Annotated in this window: 13 protein-coding genes; 4 read left to right on the forward strand and 9 right to left on the reverse strand. The window is 69.4% G+C overall.

Features of this window, described 5'->3' with window-relative positions; all coding sequences use genetic code 11:
- Positions 1-4: 4 nt before the first annotated feature.
- Positions 5-2,224, reverse strand: coding sequence for an acyl-CoA dehydrogenase family protein (locus ASC66_RS04750; RefSeq protein ID WP_082492011.1), 2,220 nt, complete (start codon positions 2,222-2,224; stop codon positions 5-7).
- Between the two features lie 296 nt (positions 2,225-2,520).
- On the opposite strand from ASC66_RS04750, the gene ASC66_RS04755 reads away from it, so the two are divergent.
- Positions 2,521-4,326, forward strand: a complete 1,806-nt coding sequence (locus ASC66_RS04755) for an Ig-like domain-containing protein (protein WP_162243473.1) — start codon at positions 2,521-2,523, stop codon at positions 4,324-4,326.
- Between the two features lie 54 nt (positions 4,327-4,380).
- Here the strand turns inward: ASC66_RS04755 and ASC66_RS04760 are convergent, their stop codons facing one another.
- Entirely contained in the window at positions 4,381-4,794 is a 414-nt protein-coding gene (locus tag ASC66_RS04760; RefSeq protein WP_055835301.1) for a DUF7144 family membrane protein, read from the reverse strand.
- Between the two features lie 191 nt (positions 4,795-4,985).
- On the opposite strand from ASC66_RS04760, the gene ASC66_RS04765 reads away from it, so the two are divergent.
- Both ASC66_RS04765 and ASC66_RS04770 read left to right on the forward strand, forming a co-directional pair.
- Positions 4,986-5,600: a Pr6Pr family membrane protein gene (locus tag ASC66_RS04765; protein WP_055835304.1), complete on the forward strand. Its 615-nt coding sequence runs from the start codon at positions 4,986-4,988 to the stop codon at positions 5,598-5,600.
- Positions 5,601-5,697: 97 nt separating this feature from the next.
- A complete protein-coding gene (locus tag ASC66_RS04770) occupies positions 5,698-6,174 on the forward strand; it encodes a GNAT family N-acetyltransferase (RefSeq protein ID WP_082492012.1) in 477 nt (158 codons plus the stop codon).
- A gap of 6 nt (positions 6,175-6,180) precedes the next feature.
- On the opposite strand, the gene ASC66_RS04775 is transcribed toward ASC66_RS04770, so the two are convergent.
- The 3 genes from ASC66_RS04775 to ASC66_RS04785 all read right to left on the reverse strand — a co-directional run bounded on the left by ASC66_RS04775 (position 6,181) and on the right by ASC66_RS04785 (position 10,904).
- A complete protein-coding gene (locus ASC66_RS04775; RefSeq protein WP_055835310.1) occupies positions 6,181-6,705 on the reverse strand; it encodes a GNAT family N-acetyltransferase in 525 nt (174 codons plus the stop codon).
- A gap of 83 nt (positions 6,706-6,788) precedes the next feature.
- Positions 6,789-8,840, reverse strand: coding sequence for a DNA helicase RecQ (gene recQ, locus ASC66_RS04780; protein ID WP_055835314.1), 2,052 nt, complete (start codon positions 8,838-8,840; stop codon positions 6,789-6,791).
- Positions 8,841-9,101: 261 nt separating this feature from the next.
- Positions 9,102-10,904, reverse strand: coding sequence for a cytochrome c biogenesis protein DipZ (locus ASC66_RS04785; protein ID WP_055835318.1), 1,803 nt, complete (start codon positions 10,902-10,904; stop codon positions 9,102-9,104).
- A 184-nt stretch (positions 10,905-11,088) separates the two neighbouring features.
- Between ASC66_RS04785 and ASC66_RS04790 the strand changes: the two genes are divergently transcribed.
- Positions 11,089-11,754, forward strand: coding sequence for a fasciclin domain-containing protein (locus ASC66_RS04790; RefSeq protein ID WP_055835321.1), 666 nt, complete (start codon positions 11,089-11,091; stop codon positions 11,752-11,754).
- A gap of 105 nt (positions 11,755-11,859) precedes the next feature.
- Here the strand turns inward: ASC66_RS04790 and ASC66_RS04795 are convergent, their stop codons facing one another.
- From ASC66_RS04795 to ASC66_RS04810, 4 genes are all read right to left on the reverse strand, one after another.
- Positions 11,860-12,495, reverse strand: a complete 636-nt coding sequence (locus tag ASC66_RS04795) for a copper resistance CopC family protein (protein WP_055835325.1) — start codon at positions 12,493-12,495, stop codon at positions 11,860-11,862.
- Between the two features lie 9 nt (positions 12,496-12,504).
- Positions 12,505-13,332 (reverse strand): YcnI family copper-binding membrane protein, encoded by an 828-nt coding sequence (locus ASC66_RS04800; RefSeq protein ID WP_055835328.1) that lies wholly within the window; start codon positions 13,330-13,332, stop codon positions 12,505-12,507.
- 162 nt (positions 13,333-13,494) lie between these two features.
- Complete coding sequence (locus ASC66_RS04805; RefSeq protein ID WP_055835332.1) at positions 13,495-14,187, reverse strand: hypothetical protein; 693 nt, start codon at positions 14,185-14,187, stop codon at positions 13,495-13,497.
- A 370-nt stretch (positions 14,188-14,557) separates the two neighbouring features.
- The gene (locus ASC66_RS04810; protein WP_055835335.1) at positions 14,558-18,625 is read right to left on the reverse strand and encodes an ExeM/NucH family extracellular endonuclease; all 4,068 of its coding nucleotides are present in this window, start codon (positions 18,623-18,625) and stop codon (positions 14,558-14,560) included.
- Positions 18,626-18,638 lie beyond the last annotated feature (13 nt).

Below are 18,638 nucleotides of genomic sequence, written 5' to 3' on the forward strand. Positions count from 1 at the left end.
CAGCCTACTTCGCGGCCGCGGTTGCGGTCGGTCGGCTCGGCTTCGCGCTCGGCTTGCCCTGCTGCTTCTTCGAGGGGGCGGATGCCGCGGCCGCGGCCTTCGCCGCCTTCGCCGCCTGCTTGGCGAGCACCTTCTCGTCGAGCGGTGCCGTGCCCGACGAGCGCTGCTCGGCGTAGTAGGCGCGCGCCTCGTCCTGACGCTCCTGCTCGATGCCGCTCGCGATCGGCGCGCGCAGGTGCTCCGGGCCGTAGCCGAAGGCGTCGACGAGGTCGACGGCGTGCGGTCGGATGCGGGTGAGCAGGCGGTCGATGTAGGCCGTGAGCGACTGTGCGCGCTGTGGCGAGAGGCGCCCGTTGATGAGGTACCAGGCGGCGTGCTTCTCGATCAGGCCGAGGCCGAAGAGGTCACGCAGCCAGGTGAGGACCTGGGTCGTGCCCGGATCGGTGCTCTCGTCCCACGTGGAGAGCGCGCGCGTGAACGCCTCCCACTGCAGGAGCTCGCCGTGGGCGCGAGCGGCCTCGATCAGCTCGTTCTGCTGTGCGTTGAACGCGGCGGCGGCATCCGCCTTGCTCATGTGGCGGGCCTCGCGGAGGGCGCCGGCCACTCCCGCGATCATCGTCTCGACGCGGTCGGTGAGCAGCTCGCGCTGCGAGTTCTCGTCGCGGAGGTGGTCGACGGAGCGCGCCGTCGATCCGAAGTCGGCGACGGTCTGGGCGAGGCTCCGCAGCCCGCTGCCGTGGTAGGCGCGGTCGGCGGCCTGCGAGGCCACGAGCCTGGCGAGCGCGGCGGGGTCGGCCTTGGCGAACTTCTTCGAGTAGTCGGTCAGCAGGCGCTTGGCCACGAGCTGCAACAGCACGTTGTTGTCGCCCTCGAAGGTGACGAAGACGTCGAGGTCAGCCCGCAACCCCACGAGCCGGTTACTGGCCATGAACCCGGCGCCGCCGCAGGCCTCACGGGCCTCCTGCAGCGTGTCGAGGGCGTGCCAGGTGCTCAGCGGCTTGAGCGCGGCCGCGAGCGTCTCGAGGTCTTCGCGGTCGGCGTCGCTGTCGGCCTTGCCGCTGAAGACGGAGTCGAACTTGACGAGGAACTCGTCGTGGGCGAAGGTCGCCGCGTACGTCGTCGCAAGCAACGGCAGCAGCCGGCGCTGGTGCCGCTGGTAGTCGAGGATCACCTCTTCGTCCGTGTCGCTGCCGGCGGTGAACTGGCGGCGCTGGCTGCCGTAGGTGATCGCGATGGCGAGGCCCATGGCGGATGCCGCCGTGGCGGCGCCGTCGAGGGAGACCCGGCCCTGCACCAGCGTGCCGAGCATCGTGAAGAAGCGGCGGCCGGGGCTGGCGATCGGGCTGCTGTACGTGCCGTCCTCGGCGACGTCGCCGTAACGGTTGAGCAGGTTGACCCGGGGAACGCGCACATCGCTGAAGTGCAGCCGGCCGTTGTCGATGCCGTTCAGGCCACCCTTGAGGCCGTCATCCTCGCCGCCGACACCGGGCAGGAACTCGCCGCTCTCATCGCGGATCGGCACGTAGAGTGCGTGCACGCCGTGGTTGACGCCCTTGGTGATGAGCTGGGCGAAGACCGTTGCGGCGGTGCCGTGCACGGCCGCGTTGCCGAGGAACTCCTTCCAGGCAGCGCGGAACGGGGTGTTGATGACGAACTCCTGCGTCGCCTCGTCGTACGTCGCGGTGGTCGCGACGCTCGCGACGTCGGAGCCGTGGCCGATCTCGGTCATGGCGAAGGCGCCCGGCACGTCGAGGTTCATCGCGCCGGGCAGGAACGCCTCGTGGTGGTACTCGGTGCCGAGGTGCAGGATCGCGGCGGCGAAGAGCCCCCACTGCACACCGGACTTGATCTGCAGGCTCGGGTCGGCGGAGACGAGCTCCTCGAATCCGGCGATGTTGCCGCCGTGGTCGTCCTTGCCACCCTGCGCGCTGGGGAAGGCGCGCAGCACCTGGCCGTCCTCGACGAGCAGCTTGAGCTGGCCGAACACGCGCTCGCGGTGCTCCTCTTTGCTCTGACCCTCGATGCGCTGCATCTCCGGCCGCCCCGCCAGCTTCCGCGAGGCCAGGCGGGCCTCGGCCCAGGTGCCGAGCAGCTGCCGGCCGAGCGCCTCGGTGTCGACGCGCACCGCGTCGGCGTCTGCGGGCGAGTCCATCGGGACGGCGGTGCCGTGTGGCGCCGTGCTGTCTACGGGGGTGCCGTCGGTGCTGCGAGCAGTGTCAACCATCGTTGGTCCTCATTCTTCGCTGTGAAACAGTGCTGTGAAACAGGTCTGACTTCACGGTACGAGCACGGGGCATGGCAGTGAAATACTGCGTCAACGGCCTACAAAGAACACCACGGACCGATGCCACGGCACTGTGTGAATCCCACAAGAGCTGCCCGCGTCATCCGGAGATCATCGACAAGGCTCGCCCCGGGAACGGGCCTCCCATCGGGGCGGGCGCTGAGTCCGGGTAACTTCCCTGAACTGGGGGCATTGCAGAACGCCGCGCACCTATTCTCGTTGCTATGCTCGGCCAAATGCGCCTACCCGTCATCGCAACGCTTACCCTGGCCACGATTCTGAGCGTCGGCATCGCCGCCCCCGCCTACGCGGCCGACCCCGTCTCGTACATCGATTACTCCCTGGACGCGGGCGACCCGCAGTACAGCGGTGGCAGCATCGCGGACTTCGGCGGCGCATGCAACTTCGTCGACGACGCCGCGCTTCGCCACTACACGGTCCAGCCGTTCCACGTCGACGTCGCGGGTGTGTACACACCGGTCGACAGGGCGTGGACGCCAACAGGCGGGCTCCTGGGCGACGGCACACTTGCGATCTACACGGCCGCCCCCGACGTCAGCAGCCTGGGCACCTCCTGCCTCCTGGGCGTCGACGACGGCGTCTACCGCACGGTCACCCTCGATGCCAACACCACCTACTTCCTCTTTCAGAGCAGCTCCGCTCCGGGGGCCGTTGGTTCATTCGGCTTCGACGTGACCGGTCCCGGCTCGCTCGCGCTCGGCGCGTTCGTTCCGGCTGCCACCAGCACGACCCTCTCGGCCGATCCCGTTTCTGCGGTTGTCGGCGCTCCAATAGACCTCACCGCCACGGTCACCGGCAGCGACCCGACCGGCACAGTCGAGTTCTTCGCCGACGGGAGCACGCTCGGCACAGCGGCCACCGCGTCCGGCATCGCGACATTCTCGGTATCGACGCTCGCGGTCGGCAGCCACTCGATCACCGCCAACTACAGCGGCGATGCGACGAATGCCGCCTCCACGTCCGCCGCGGTCACCGTCACCGTGACCGCCGCACCCGTCATCCCCGGCCCCACAACAACAACTCTGAGCACAAGCACCTTGTCTGCGGAAGCAGGCACAGCCATTGCCCTCACCGCATCCGTTACCGGCAGCGCCCCGACCGGCGACGTCGAGTTCTTCGCAGGCGGCAGCTCTCTCGGCACAGCGGCCACCGCATCCGGCATCGCGACATTCTCGGTATCGACGCTCGCCGTCGGCAGCCACGCGATCACCGCCAGCTACAGCGGCGATGCGACGAATGCCGCCTCCACGTCCGCCGCGGTCACCGTCACCGTGACCGCCGCACCCGTCATCCCCGGCCCCACAACAACAACCCTGAGCACCAGCACCTTGTCTGCGGACGCAGGCACCGCCATCGGTCTCACCGCCACCGTCACCGGCACCGACCCGACCGGCTCAGTCGAGTTCTTCGCCGACGGCAGCTCTCTCGGCACCGCACCCACCTCATCCGGCATCGCGGCATTCTCGGCATCGACGCTCGCCGTCGGCAGCCACGCGATCACCGCCAGCTACAGCGGCGATGCGACGAATGCCGCCTCCGCATCCACCGCGGTCACCGTCACCGTGACCGCCGCACCCGTCATCCCCGGCGCCACAACAACAACCCTCAGCACCAGCGCCGCATCTGCGGAAGCAGGCACCGCCATCGCCCTCACCGCCACCGTCACCGGCAGCGACCCGACCGGCACCGTCGAGTTCTTCGCCGACGGCAGCTCTCTCGGCACTGCGGCCACCGTCAAGGGTGTCGCCACCCTGTCGGTGTCGACGCTGGCCGTCGGCAGCCACGCGATCACCGCGCGCTACCTCGGCGACGAGAAGAACGCTCCGTCATCCGCCCCCGCCATCACAATCACCGTAACCGCGGCGGCATTGCCGAGCGTTCCCCCCACGACGGCGCCAGCCGCAGCGTTGCCAGCGACGGGCAGCAACCCGCTCCCGGCCGGGCTCGCAGCACTCCTGCTGCTCGCATTCGGAGGCGCGATGCTGTTGACCCGCGTGCGGCGCACGGGCGTCGCGGCCTGAAGCCCGCGCACCGACCGCTTGAGGCGCACCCTGCTGCGCCTCAAGCGGTCGACGTCACGGCTGGGGCTGGAAGTACGCGCTGGCGGAACGCGTCCACAGCAGGATCAGCACGATCACGGCGATGATCACGCCGACGAGTTCGGTGGAGATCAGCGTCGGGGCCGCGATGGACGTGAAGATGCCGGCGGTGATGGAGAGGACCTGCACGACCGTGACGATCAGACGGGCAATGTTCCGACCCCGGAGCAAGCCGTTCGCCACCGCCACGACGACGACGCCGAACAGGATTCCGACGATGGCCGTGGTGATCAGACCGGTTGAGCCGCCGAAGGCGCGTTGCATCTCCGGGTCGTTCTGCATGAAGAGCAGGAGCACTCCGCCGACGATGTCGAGTGCGCCCGAGATCCAGGCGAGCACCGCGACGAGGGTGACCCCGCCCGGGCGACGATTCAAGGATGTGCTGTTCATGCGCTGCTCCCTCACCCACTCTGCGCGGGTGGCTCCCGCTGCGCTCAGCGTAGTGCTGACGCGCGGCGGAGCAACAGAGGCCCGCTGACGACATGCGCAGGTGGGGCCGCGCAGCTGGGGATGCCGTTCGCTACGCTCAAGCTCGTGGGTGCGCGACCGGCGCACCACACACCGCGCCAGAGAGTGGATCCGTGAAGATACTGTTTGCCAGCCTCCGTTCCATCGCCGCCGCCGCGATCGTGGTCGCGATCGTCGCTCAGTTCATGAGCACCGCGTCGGGGACGGAGATCAATCCCCTCAACTTCTTCGGGTACTTCACGATCCAGGGCAACATCATCGCCGCGGTGGCATTCGCGCTGTCGGCGATCTTCATCTTCGGCAAGCGTGCACAGCCGAGATGGCTCTCCTACCTGCGAGCCCTCGCCACGGTCATCATGGCCATTGTCGGCATCGTCTACAACACGCTGCTCGCCGACGCCGGGCTCGACGGGGCGTTCAACGTGCCGTGGTCCAACGACATCCTGCACATCTGGATCCCGATCTACGCCGTCGCCGACTGGGTGCTCTTCGGCGATCGCATCAAACTGCCGTTCGCGCGCCTCTGGGTGATGCTGATCTACCCCGTGATCTGGCTCGTCGTCATCCTGATCCGCGGCGCAAGCGATGGCTGGGTGCCGTACCCGTTCCTCGACCCGGCCAGCGGCTACGACTCGGTCGCGGTGTACTCCCTCATCATCTCGGCGATCACGATCCTCTTCGGCTACGGCGCCTACGCGGTGACGCGCATCAAGATCCTCAAGACCTAGGGCGGGTTTCGACCGTTCGACAGGCTCAGGGCAGGCCAAGCTCCACCAACGGGTTTCGACACGCTCACGGCCCGGACGGCGTGGCATCATCGATGACATGACAACCGCGTTGCGCCCCATGCCCGCCGACCGCCTCGCCGGCTGGATCGTCTCCTCCAACGAGGCCTACCGACTCTCGCGCATCGCCGCCGGGGAAGAGCCGGAGCTGGCCGCCAAGCGGGCGGCGGATTCGAGCACCCAGTTCTTCCCCGACGGCGTTCCGCTGCCGTTGCACCAGGTGTTCGACGTCGTGGACGCGCAGCAGAGCGGCGACACCGTTGTCGGGTATCTCTGGATCGGCCCGCAGAGCGGCAGCACGACCGAGTGGTGGGTGTGGGACGTCGAGATCGACGAGGCGCACCGGCGGAAGGGCCATGCCCGCCAGGCGCTGCTGCTCGGCGAGGCGGAGGCGCGTGCGCTCGGGGCCGCGTCGATCGGCCTCAACGTCTTCGGCTTCAACTCGGGCGCGCAGGCACTCTACGAATCGCTCGGCTACGGGATCGCCGCGGTGAACATGAGCAAGAAGCTCGCCTGACGCCTCCTAGCGAGCAACGGGCGTGAGCGCGGCCAGGTCGTATGCCCACACATTCGAGCGGATCGCCGTGCCCTTCGGATACTCGAAGTCCTCCTCGCCGCGGAGGGTGAATCCGGCCGCACGGCAGAGCGCATTCGATGCGGCGTTGTCGGTGCGCGGAAAGGCCAGCAGCCAGCGGCGGTCGCCCTGCTGCGCGGCATCTGCGACACAGGCCCTCAGCGCCAGCGTGGCGAGGCCGCGGCCCTGGTACGGGGTCGCGATGCTCCACCCCGTCTCGTACACATCGGCGCCCTGCCAGCTCTTCTTCCAGTAGCCGATCGAGCCGACCGCTTCGGCCTCCCCCGCGGACTCGACGGCGAACATGCGCGCCTCACCCTCCCGCCAGAGCCGCAGGAAGCGGGCCTGCCGATTCGCCAACGCCTCCTCGGATTCCGGCCCGCCGAGGAAGCGCGTCATCTCCGGAGTGTTGCTGCGCTCCAGAATCGCGAGATCCCCCTCGCCCCAGCGTCGGAGTGTGACCGTCTCATGCATGCTCCGAGGCTACGTCGCCGCGCCGACACGGGCAACGGGCGCTGCGGGCTGGCTCAGACATCGGGGCCTCAGCCGAAGGCGGCTCAGCCGAAGGCGGTGACGACCGTGACGAGGGCTTCGCCGTAGGAGTCCAGTTTCTTCGCGCCGATGCCGCTGATGCCGTCGAGCTCGGCGAGCGAGCGCGGCTTGGCGGCGGCCACGGCGCGCAGGGTTGCGTCGCCGAACACGATGTAGGCCGGGACCTCGAGTTCCTTCGCCGTCGCTCCGCGCCAGGCGCGCAGGGCTTCGAACAATTCGACGTCGGCCGGGCTCAGATCGGCGAGTGCGGCCGTCTGCTTGCTCGAACGGCTGCTGCGGGATGCCGCGCGCTCCGGTTCCTGCCGCAACGAGACCATGCGGGCGCCGGAGAGCACCTCGCCGCCGGCATCCGTCACGGCCAGGGTGCCGTAGTCGCCCGTGGACGCGACGAGGCCCTGGGCGAGCAGCTGGCGCACGACGCCGCGCCACTGCTGGTCGCCGAGGTCGCCGCCGATGCCCCAGGTCGCGAGCGTCTCGTGCTTGTGCTGTGCGGTGCGCGGCGTCTGCTTGCCGCGGAGGATGTCGATGATCTGGCCGGCGCCGAAGCTCTGATTGCGCTCACGGCGCAGCCGGACGACCGTCGAGAGCAGCTTCTGGGCGGGCACCGTGCCGTCCCAGGAGGCTGGCGGGGCCAGGCAGGTGTCGCAGTTGCCGCACGCTCGGCTGGGCTGGCCGAAGTAGCTGAGAAGGTTGACCCTGCGGCACTCGACCGTCTCGCAGAGCGCGAGCATTGCGTCGAGGTGCGACGACATGCGGCGGCGGTGCGCGATGTCACCTGGCGACTGGTCGATCATGCGCCGCTGCTGCACGACGTCCTGCAGACCGTAGGCGAGCCACGCGGTCGAGGCTTCGCCGTCACGGCCGGCGCGACCCGTCTCCTGGTAGTAGCCCTCGACGGACTTGGGCAGGTCGATGTGTGCGACGAAGCGCACGTCGGGCTTGTCGATGCCCATGCCGAATGCGATCGTCGCGACGACGATCACGCCGTCTTCGCGCAGGAAGCGCGACTGGGTGCGGGCGCGCAGACCGGCGTCGAGTCCGGCGTGGTACGGCAGCGCATTGAGGCCGTTCGCCTGCAGGAACGCCGCCGTCTTCTCGGTGGTGGCACGGGAGAGCGCGTAGACGATTCCCGCGTCGCCGGCGTGCTCGGCGCGGATGAAGTCGAGCAGCTGCTTGCGCACCTCGTTCTTCTCCACGATGCGGTACTGAATATTCGGTCGGTCGAAGCTGGAGACGAAGTGCTCGGCCCGCTCGAGGTGCAGCCTGGAGGTGATCTCCTTGTGCGTCGCATCGGTCGCCGTGGCGGTGAGTGCGATCCGCGGCACATCCGGCCAGCGTTCGGCCAGCTCTCCGAGGGCGAGATAGTCGGGCCGGAAGTCGTGCCCCCACTGCGACACACAGTGCGCCTCATCGATCGCGAAGAGTGCGATGTGGCCGCGGGCGAGGAACTGTTTGGCCTGCTCGGTGCCGAGGCGCTCCGGCGCGATGTAGAGCAGATCGAGTTCGCCGCCGAGGTAGGCGCGCTCGACGGCCGCCCGCGTGCCCGAGTCCTGGGTGGAGTTGAGGTAGGCGGCGCGCACGCCAACGGCGTTGAGCGCATCGACCTGATCTTGCATCAGGGCGATCAGTGGGGAGACGACGATGCCGGTTCCCTCGCGCAGCAGCGCGGGAATCTGGTAGCAGAGACTCTTGCCGCCACCGGTCGGCATGAGCACGACGGCGTCGCCGCCGGCCGCCACCTGCGCGATGATCGCCGCCTGCTCCCCACGGAAGGCGTCGTATCCGAAGACCGTGTGCAGCGCCTCGGCCGCGCTGGCGAACTTGGCGGATGCCGGTCGCTTGATGTCGACAGGCTCAATCAGCGAGGAGCGCTGCCCACTCCCGTTGCTTGAGCTTGGCGTGCCCTGAGCTTGTCGAAGGGTCGAATTCCCGGCACCGCCGGGCGCAGCAGCGAAGTACGGGTCTTCCGGCGGGGCCCAGTCATCCTCGGGCGGCGGCGGGAATTCCTCGCCGTCCCAGACAGGTTCTGCCCAGGCCGGCTCCGCGTAATCGTTCACCCGTCGAGTGTAACCGGGGCTCCTGACAGGCTCCGCCTCCTCGATTTCGATACGGCCGCGGGCGGCCTACTCAATCAGCGGAGACCGCAGGACCTTGCCGGTCAGCGGAGACCCGGAAGACCCTGCCGATCAGCGGAGAGCCGCTGGGCCCCACCGGTCGAGCAGCGCGACGCGCAGCGGCGCGAAAGGCGGCAGCCCCAAGCAACGAAGTCTCGAGAACCGCACCGATGCTGGTTCGGCTGCGGTCCTCAAAGCTCCCCGCTACCCGAAGGTGAAGGAGAACGCCTGCACGCCGGGCGGCAGGGTGACGGTGGCGGTTCCCGATGCCACGGCATCCGTGTTCAGCAGCTCATAGGAGCGCGGAACCCCGCTCACCTCGATGCTCGTCTGCGTGCCGTCCACGTCGACGGTGACCGTCCCGCTGCCGGAGAGCACCATCCGCACCTCGGCTGCCGTGTAGTTCAGCCGGATCTCGGCCGAGTCGGAGCGCGGGGCCGGCTCGATCGACTGGGTGCCGAGCGTCCACTGCCCGTCGAGTGCGAAGCTGTCAGCCGGCTGTTCGCTCGGCAGCCGGAAGCTGCCGGTCGCGGCGGAGTACTTCTCCGCCCCGGCGAAGTTGACCTGCTTCGTCGTGCCGAGGTAGCTCTCCGGCGTCGTCGCGCCACCCGAGGGGGTCGTATCGACGACGTCCGTGGCATCGGGAAGCCGAACGGACGGGTCGGCCGCCGTGAGCAGCTCGCGAATGAGTTTCTCGGTGTCGGCGTAGCCGCCCTCGCCGAAGCGGATGTGGCGCACCACGCCGTCCGCGTCGATCAGGTAGTGCGCGGGCCAGTAGCGGTTGCGGTAGTTGGTCCAGGTGGCGAGGCTGTTGTCGAGCGCGACCGGGTACTCGATGCCGAAGGCTTGGGCGCCCGCCCGCACGTTGCGTGGCTCCTTCTCGAATGCGTACTCGGGCGAGTGCACCCCGATCACCGTGAGGCCGGCGTCGCGGTACGCCTTGTCCCAGGCGACGACGTGCGGGATCGAGCGCTGGCAGTTGATGCAGGAGTAGGCCCAGAAGTCCACCAGTACGACCTGCCCGCGCAGCTCGTCCAGCGCGATCGGATCACCGCCCGGCGTGTTGAACCACTCCTGGATGCCCCGGATGTCTGGCGCGACCCCACAGCTCTGCAGCTCGGTTGCCCCATTCGTGCACTGGTCGAGGTCCTTGTTCTGCTCGTTCACCAGGCCGCCGAGGTCGAGCGCCTCGCTGATCTGCTCCGAGTTGCCGAACTGGTCTTGCAGCGCGCTCGTGTAGTCGGGCACGAGACGCTGCAGCAGTTGCGGCACATTGAAGACGAGCCCGATGGCGAGCGCGATCATCACGACGCCGCCGGTGATGCGGATGCCGCGCTGGTGCTTGCGGAAGCTGCGCACCCGCTCGGCGACGCGGCGCCCGGCGAGGGCGAAGATGAGCAGCGGCAGCGCGGCCCCGATCGCGAAGCTGGCCGTCAGCACGACGGTCTCGATCCCGATCCGCCCGGTGGAGCCTGCCACGGTGATCGCGGCCAGCACCGGCCCGGCGCAGGGGACGTAGACGGCGCCGAGAGCGATGCCGAGCACGAAGCCGCCGCGCTCGGTGCCGACATCCTTCTTGGGGATCCAGGCGAAGGGCTTCTCGAGGATCGCCTCGAAGCGGGGAACGATCAGGCCGATGCCGATGAGCACCAGCACCACGATTCCGGCCCAGCGCAGCACGTCCTGCGGCAGCCCGAGCACGGCCAGCAGCAGCGAGCCGATCAGCGTGAAGACGCTGAAGCTGACGACGAGGCCGAGGATCACGAGGTAGGGGCGCCACCGGGACGGCGCCGGCTCAAGCTCGGCGGTCAGCGTTGCGGTGGCGACGGCGGGCGAGCCGGCCGCGGCATCCGAGGCCAGCCGCTTCTGTTGGGCCGTGCGCTGGCGGGGGCTGCGTGCGCTCTGCACGCCGCCCGACAAGAAGATCACCGGGAGCACGGGCAGGATGCACGGCGAGATTCCGGTGATGAGGCCTCCGACGAAGCCGATGAGAGCGAGTGTGAGCACGATGTCCTCTCGATGCGATTGCAGAGGGTTCGGTGCGGGGCCCGGTTGGGATTGGTGCCGCGAAACCGCCACACATTATTTGCAGATGTGACCAATCCGATCCGCTGATGCCGCCGAATGCCCTGTTGAGCCCTCACAGCGCGTGGGCCCCGGCATCCAGCCGATCTATCGAAGGAGAACTTCCATGCGTCACTTCACCCGCACCACGCTCACTGCCTTCGGCGTCGTCGCCATCGCCGCCCTCGCCCTGAGCGGTTGTTCGATGGACACCGGCACGGCCGCCGGCGACTCCAGCTCGAGCTCCGCCGAGGAGTCAGCGCCCAGCACGACGCCAGAGGCGATGACGGCTGACCCGGCCGCCGACCTCGTCGGCCCCGGCTGCGCGGCTTACGCCGACGCCGTCCCATCCGGCTCCGGATCGATCGTGGGCATGTCGGCAGACCCCGTGGCCGTTGCCGCGTCGAACAACCCGCTCCTGAAGACCCTCGTCGCTGCGGTCTCCGGGCAGCTGAACCCGGACGTCAATCTCGTGGACACACTGAACGGCTCGGAGTTCACCGTCTTCGCCCCGGTTGACGACGCCTTCGCGGCAATCGACCCCGCCACGATCGAGACGCTCAAGACCGACCCGGCCATGCTCAGCTCGATCCTGACGTACCACGTGGTGCCCGGTCAGATCGCGCCGGACGCCATCGTCGGCACGCAGACCACCGTGCAGGGTGGCACCGTCGAGGTGACCGGCAGCGGCGATGAGCTCATGGTCAACGGCGCCAACGTCATCTGTGGCGGTGTGCACACGGCGAACGCGACCGTCTACCTGATCGACGCGGTTCTGCTGCCGGCCAGCTGAGTCCACCCGGCGGCCCGAACGGCCGCGTGACGACGAACGCTGAACGAGAAACGGCTCGGGTTCTGCTGAACCCGAGCCGTTTCTGTGCGCCCGCGGGCGATCTGACTACTGGCGTCGGCGCAGCACGAACACGGTCACGAGCACGGCGATCAGCGCGGCGCCGAGGGCGCCACCGATCCAGAGCACGGTGCTGAGGTCGGCGGCCGGAGCCGTCTCGCCCTCTGTGCCGGCGTCCGAGCCGGACTCCGGCTCGTCACCCGTCTGGCCGCTCGCGGCCGCGCAGGGGGGCTCGACCGTTCCCTCGGCCAGCTGCACGCCGGCATCCGGGGCCCACTCGAACTCGTACGACTCCGAGATCACGTGGGAGTCGACCGAGATGGCCCGCCACGTCACCGTGTAGATTCCCGGCTCGCCGAGCTGCGCGTCGAGCGCCAGGGTCGGGCCGGTCACGACGCCGCAGCCGTCGCCGTAGTAGAGCGGGGCGGATGCCGGCCCGCTCACCACCATGGCGTTGCCGGTCTCGGCGTCGAGGATGGCGTCACTGGTCGTCACCGAGAACGTCCCGGGCTGTTCGGTCACGACGGCGTCGGCGGCGGGGACCGTGTCGATCACCTGGTTGTGTGCGGATGCGGGTGCCGCCGCCCCGAAGACGGCGGTGCCGAGCACGAGTGCGGCGATGGCCGCACCGCATGCGGCGCGCTGCCGCAGGCCGCGGCCCGAGGAGATCCGGTTTCGCGTCATGACGGCAGCCTACTTCGCAGCCTTGTCGCCGGCAGCGCCGGCAGCGCCGGCAGCGCCGGCAGCGCCGGCAGCGCCGGCAGCGGTACCCGCTGCTCCGGCCTTGGCCGTGGCCGAGCGCCGGGTGACGACGGCCAGGGTCACGCCGATGGCGCCGACGATGAGGCCACCGACGCCGAGGATGCGGGCGACCATGTCGGAGCTCGGAGCCTCGGGCGAGACCGCGGTCTCCTCGCCGCTCTCGACGGCGGCGTCATCCGAGCCGGCAGCGGCGTGGCCGCCGTGACCGTCGCCGTCGGCGGCGGCCTCGGTCAGCACGATGAACGGTGCGGGCGACTCCGGCTCGTCCTCACCGGCGACGCTCGTCTCGCTCCAGCTCGTCTCGCCGACGGCGCAGCTCTGCAGCACCGGGAACTCGAGGGTCTCGCCGACGGCGTCATCCGGCAGCTTGGCCGAGAGCACGAAGGTGTCACGGAAGCCGTCCTCCAGCGGGGTGATGGCCGTGTAGACGACCTGCGAGACGCGGGCGGCGTCACCTTCTCCGGTGCTGATCTTTTCGATCGTCCAGTTCGGGTTCACCGTGGGCGTGACCGAGATGATGCTCTCGGGGATGTCGATCGTCATCTTCGTGGTCGGGGAGCCCTCGCAGCCGTGCGAGGTCGAGAAGGTGAGCAGTGTGTATGCGCCGGCGGCGGTGTCGCTCGGCGTGACGGTGACGTGCGCGGATGCCGCCAGCGGGGCGCCGATCGCGAGCAGCGCTCCTGCCGCCAGGCCGGCGACGGTGAGCGTGCGGGTGCGGGCCGAGGTTGAACGGGCGGAACGAATGGTGCGAGTGGTCATGAGAGTCCTTGTGTGGGTGCCGATACGGCCGGTGCCTGGTGCGGGTCTGAACCCATCCAGGCGCCGTAGGGGTCGGCGAATGGGTGAGGAAACGAGCGGGCGCGTTCGACGCATGTGCGTGGAGTGCGCGATGAGAGTGGCCTGGCCGACGCGATGTGTGGTTCAGGCGGCTGCGGACAGCGGCGGGCCGCGGTGGCGCAACGCCGCCTGCACGACGTCGAGCGGGCGCGGGATCCAGACCGCGTGCGCCCGGGGGCGGGCGGGTGCGGCATCCGGGATCGCGACGATAGCGATCGGGCGTACGACGAGGCCGCGCAGCGCAAGCCCGGCGGTGCGGGCGAGGCCGCGCAGCGCCTGCTCGCCGTGCAGCAGGGCGGCGATCGTGAGCAGGCCGGCGACGGTGTGGCCGAGCAGCATCCAGGCGTCGTGGTGCGCGCCGCTCGGCAGCAGGGTGCTGCCCTGCGGGGCGATGGCCGCGAGCTGACCCGCGATCTGGGCCGAGCTCAGCTGGTGCCCCGCGTGCACGCCCACCGATGCGGCCGGCAGCGCGGCGTGGCCGAGCGCGGGTTGTGCGCCCAGCAGGCTGAAGAGGCCGTGGAACATCAGCTGGCTTCCCGCGACCGAGACCACCGTGCCGGCCAGCGCGACCCGGCCAGGAGCCGAGCGGCGCGTGGATGCCGCGCGGCCGCCGCTGAGACCGATGCTGAGCATCGAGGCGAACGCGAGAGCCAGCGCGATGGCCAGCCAGCTCGGCGTCGCCCCACCGGCGAAGCTGTGCGAGAGTGCCGCGACGAAGACAGAGAGTGCGGCGACGACCCACCCGCGCGTGAACCGCGCCCAGCGTGAGTTCGTCATGCACCCAGTCTACGTCCGCTCACCGATCGGGGTTTCGACAGGCTCAACCAGCGGGCGCGACGCGGAGCGTCGCGAAAGGCGGCAGCCCATGGTCAGGCACCCTCATGAAATGCGACCGCTGCTCGCCAGGTTGCCCGTGCGCTCGGCCGGAGAATCGGTCGACATGCCGCCGCTGGCGCCCGCGTCACCGGCGCGGCCACCGAAACACCGGCCGGCGGTACAGCGGGCGGCGCCGCGCCGTGGCCGCCCGGCGCGGTTTCGACAGGCTCAACCAGCGGGGGCTCACGGCTTGGGGCCCGTGCCGTCAGCGGCGGCGGGAAGCACGACGGCCCTCCAGCACGGGGCGGGAGGGCCGTCGATCAGGCGTCGCTTACCAGAGGATCAGCGGAACCGGCAGGCTCCGCGAAGCCTCGACCGTGTCCGAACCGAGGTAGTGCGCGGTCAGGATGCGAATGCCCCGACCGAGCTTCGGCAGCTTGACGCTCGCCTTGCCCTTGTCCGCGGCCGTCAGCTCAATCGTCGCGATCACCTTCTTGCCGTCTCGCACCTCGACGGTCCCCGTGGCACGCGGCCCGGATGCCGCCGCCACGGTGACGTTGTACTTCACAGCCGAACCGGCCTTGGCCAGCAGCTTGTTCGGGGCCCCGAACGTGATGCTGGCGATCTTCTCCGGCACCACAACGCTCTGGATCGCCATCGGCACCGAGACCGCTGTTCCCGTCGCGGCGACGGTGATCGCGAGCTGTTGCACCCCGTCGAGGCCGTCCGGCACCGTGAACTGCGCGGTCGCCGTTCCGGTCTCGTCGAAGACGGCGTCCGTCACCGTCGCGTCGACGGGGGCGGATGCCACGGCGACACCGCCGAGCGAGAGCTCGACCGTGCCGGGAGCCGGCGTCGTGCTGTCGCCGAAGGCCAGCGAGCTGAGGTTGACGGTGACAGTCTCACCGGCCTCGTAGCCTGCGGCATCCGCCGGCGCACTCAGCACCGCACCGACGGCGCGCTGCGCGTAGTCGGGCGAGGCCGGCGAGTTGACGGCGAGGTAGTCCACCATTGCCGCCAGGTCGACCTTGCCGGTGTCGGCTCGGTTGGTGCCGGAGGCGAGGACGCTGAAGTTGTCGCCACCGGAGGCCAGGAAGGAGTTCACCGCGATGCGGTAGCTGGCGGCCGGGTCGATCGCCTCATCGTTCAGGGTGATGGCGCCGATGCGCCCGCCGGCGGCCGCTGCGGGGTTGTAGCTGTACTCCAGCCCCTCCGAGACGCCGAGCTTCAGGAACGGCCTGGTCGACGCGGCCGGCTGCCACTGCTGTTCGAGCAGTGTCTTCAGCTGCGCGCCGGTGATGTCCATCGCCACCAGGGTGTTGGCGAATGGCTGCACGATAGCCGCCTCCTTGTATGTGACGTTGCCATCCGGGTCGTTCGGTCCCGAGCTGGCGTACGGCATGTCGGTGCGCAGGCCGCCCGGGTTCATGAAGGCGATCTGGGCTCCGGCAGCCTGCGTCGCCCACAGCTGCACGTCGGCAACGAAGTTGCCGAGTGTGGACTCGCCACCGCGGTTCTCCGTGGTGCCGTTGGAGAGCTTCGCCCGGTTGAACGGGGCCGTGATGTCGCCGAGCTTCTGTGCACCGAGCACGTCGGCGACGGCGACGGCGTCGGCGACGATCGCCTGCACCTCCGGCACTGCGGGGTAGAGCGGCATCGCCGGAACGGCCGGCGTGGTCGGTGTTGCCGGGATCGGCGCGCTCATCAGCGGCAGCGTCTCGTTGCTGATCGAGACCAGCTCCTTGGTCTGCGGGTTCACCTGCAGATCCATCAGGCCGAACTTCTCGCCGTACTGGCCGCTCGAGATCACCGGGCGACCGTCGATCACGTGGTTGTAGGCGAGGTGAGTGTGACCGGAGACGATCGCGTTGACGTCGGAGTCGACGCCGGTCACGATCTTTCCGAAGGCCGTGGCCTCGTCGGTCGCCGACTCGATCGCGGCCGTGGCTGCGCCCTCGTGGACGAGCAGGATGACGACATCCGCCTCGCCGTTGGCCGCATCACCATCGCGCAGCTGATCGGCGACGCGGTTCACCTCCGTCGTGACATCGCGCACCTCAAGATTCGCGATGCCGTCCGGGCTGACCAGCGACGGCAGTTCGTTGGTGACGGCGCCGACGAAGCCGACCGTGACGCCCTCGAACGTCTCGGTGAAGTATTCCGGCAGCGCGGGCTTGCCCGTCGTCTTGTCGTAGACGTTCGCCGCGAGGTACTCCCAGTTGGCCCGGTCAAGCACCCGCCCACTCAGATCGTCCCAGCCCTGGTCGAACTCGTGGTTGCCGACGGAGCTGACGTCGAGTCCGGCCGCGTTCAGTGCGTCGATCGTCGGGTTGTCCTGCTGGATGAAGGAGGTGAAGGTGGATGCGCCGATCAGGTCGCCCGCTGCGGCGAAGACCGTGTTCGGGTTCGCGTCACGGACCTGCTTGACGGCGCCGGCGAGTACCGCGGCCCCGCCGGACGGTGCCACCTGCTCGAGTCGGCCGTGGAAGTCGTTGACCGTGACGACGTTGATGTCGACGGGCTGCACCTCCTGGGAGACGCCGACGACGATCGGGTCGTGGTCGCTGGACCGGAACGGGGTACCGGCCTCTGTGGCACCGAACGCGTAGCCGCGGTCGCTCCACTCCGGCGAGTTGATGTTCCAGACGCCTGCGCCCGTGACGGTCGGTGCCACCGACGGCGAGGCGAGCACGTGGTCGAGCGAGCCGAGCTCACCGTTGAAGGTGTAGGTGTACTGGCCGGCGGCGTGCGTCGGCACGACATCCGTCCAGCCCGCTGCGGTGAACACGTTGATCGGGTCTTCGTGCGCGTAGGCGTTGAAGTCACCGATCAGGAACACGTCACCGCTGCCAGACTCGGCCTGCAGCTGCTGGCTGAAGGCGAGCAGGGACTGGGCCTGCTCCGTGCGCTCCGCGTTGAAGAAGCCCTGCCCATCGGCCGGCTCCGGCGGCGCCGGAGTGCCGCCCGGTGAGCTCTTGGACTTGAAGTGGTTGGCAACGACGGTGATCGTCTTGCCCTCGAAGGTGAAGGTCTGTGCGATCGGCTCGCGTGCGATGTCCCACACGGTCTCGTCGATGACGGTCTTGCTCGCGCCGACCGGGGTCACGGCCTCCTTCTTGTAGATGATCGCGCTCGTGATGAAGTCGGTGATCGCGGCGTCGTTCAGCGCGGCCGGGGTCGGCACGGCCGCCCAGACCTCGGAGCCGGCAGCGGCGTTGAGCCCGGCGACCAGATCGTTCAGCGCGGCGTCGATGTCGGCGGGGGTGCCGAGCTTGACCGAGTTCTCGATCTCCATGAGCGCGACGACGTCGGCGTCCAGGCCGTTGATGGCCGCGACGATCTTGGACTTCTGGATGTCGAACTCCTCCTGTGTCTCGGCGCCGCGGGCGGCGGAGTTCACGCTGGAGAGGGTCGTGAAGTAGTTGAAGACGTTGAAGGAGGCGAGCCTCACGTCGCCGCCGACCTCCGGCGGTGCGTCGGCGCGGAGGTTCACCGGGGTGAAGCTCACCTTGCCTGCGGCGTCGCTGGCATCCGTCACCGGCAGCTGCGGCTGCAGGCGCCACTCGTTGAAGCCGTAGCCGAGGACCATGCCCGCAGCGGGGAACACGGCGGTGTCGCCGTTGCGGACGACGGTGTCCGCGGTGAAGTAGGGCTGCTCGCCGTTGTGCGACGCGTCGGTGACGCGCACGCTGTAGCCATCGTCAACGAGCACGCGCGCGGCCTTGTTGGCCGCGGTGATCGCATCGGCCTCTGCACCGGGGCCGACCAGTTCTGTGCTCTTGACCGCCGCGGCCTCACCGGCGTTCAGCCAGAGCTCACCGAAGGAGAAGAGGTTGTGGCTGGAGCTGAGCGCGTAGCTGCCGCTCGGGGCGACGAGCATGCCCTCGAAGGGCTCGCGGGCGTCTCCGCGCAGGGTGTCGGGCAGTACGACGGGGGCCGGCAGTCCGACGCCGGCGGCGACGAGCGCAACCGAACCGGCGCTCGCGTTGATCTGGGTCTGCCCGCTGCGCTCACCGGCGAGGCCGCTCACGGTGACCTGGTCTCCGATGGCGATGCCGGCTGCTGCATTGGCTCCGAGGAAGACGAAGATGCCGTCGGAGGCGCCTGGGCTCGGGTCGACGTCGCCCCCGACGCCGGGCGTCTGGACGACGATGCCGCCGAACCCGCCGACGCGGTGGTCGGCCGTGACTATACCGTCGACGGTGACGGGCGTGTTGCTCGGCAGCGGACTGGCTGCGCCGGTTCCCTGGACCTGGGCGATCGTGTGGGTGGCGGCTGCTGCGACGGCATCCTCTGCGAATGCCGGTGTTGAACCGAATGCCGTGAAGGCGAGCGCGGCCGTCGTCGTGACGGCGAGCGCTGCGAGCCTCCGCGAGCGGGAGCTGTGTTGCTGGTGCACGAGATCTCCTGTC

This window comes from Leifsonia sp. Root4, assembly GCF_001425085.1.
In the GTDB taxonomy this organism is placed as follows: Bacteria; Actinomycetota; Actinomycetes; order Actinomycetales; family Microbacteriaceae; genus Microterricola.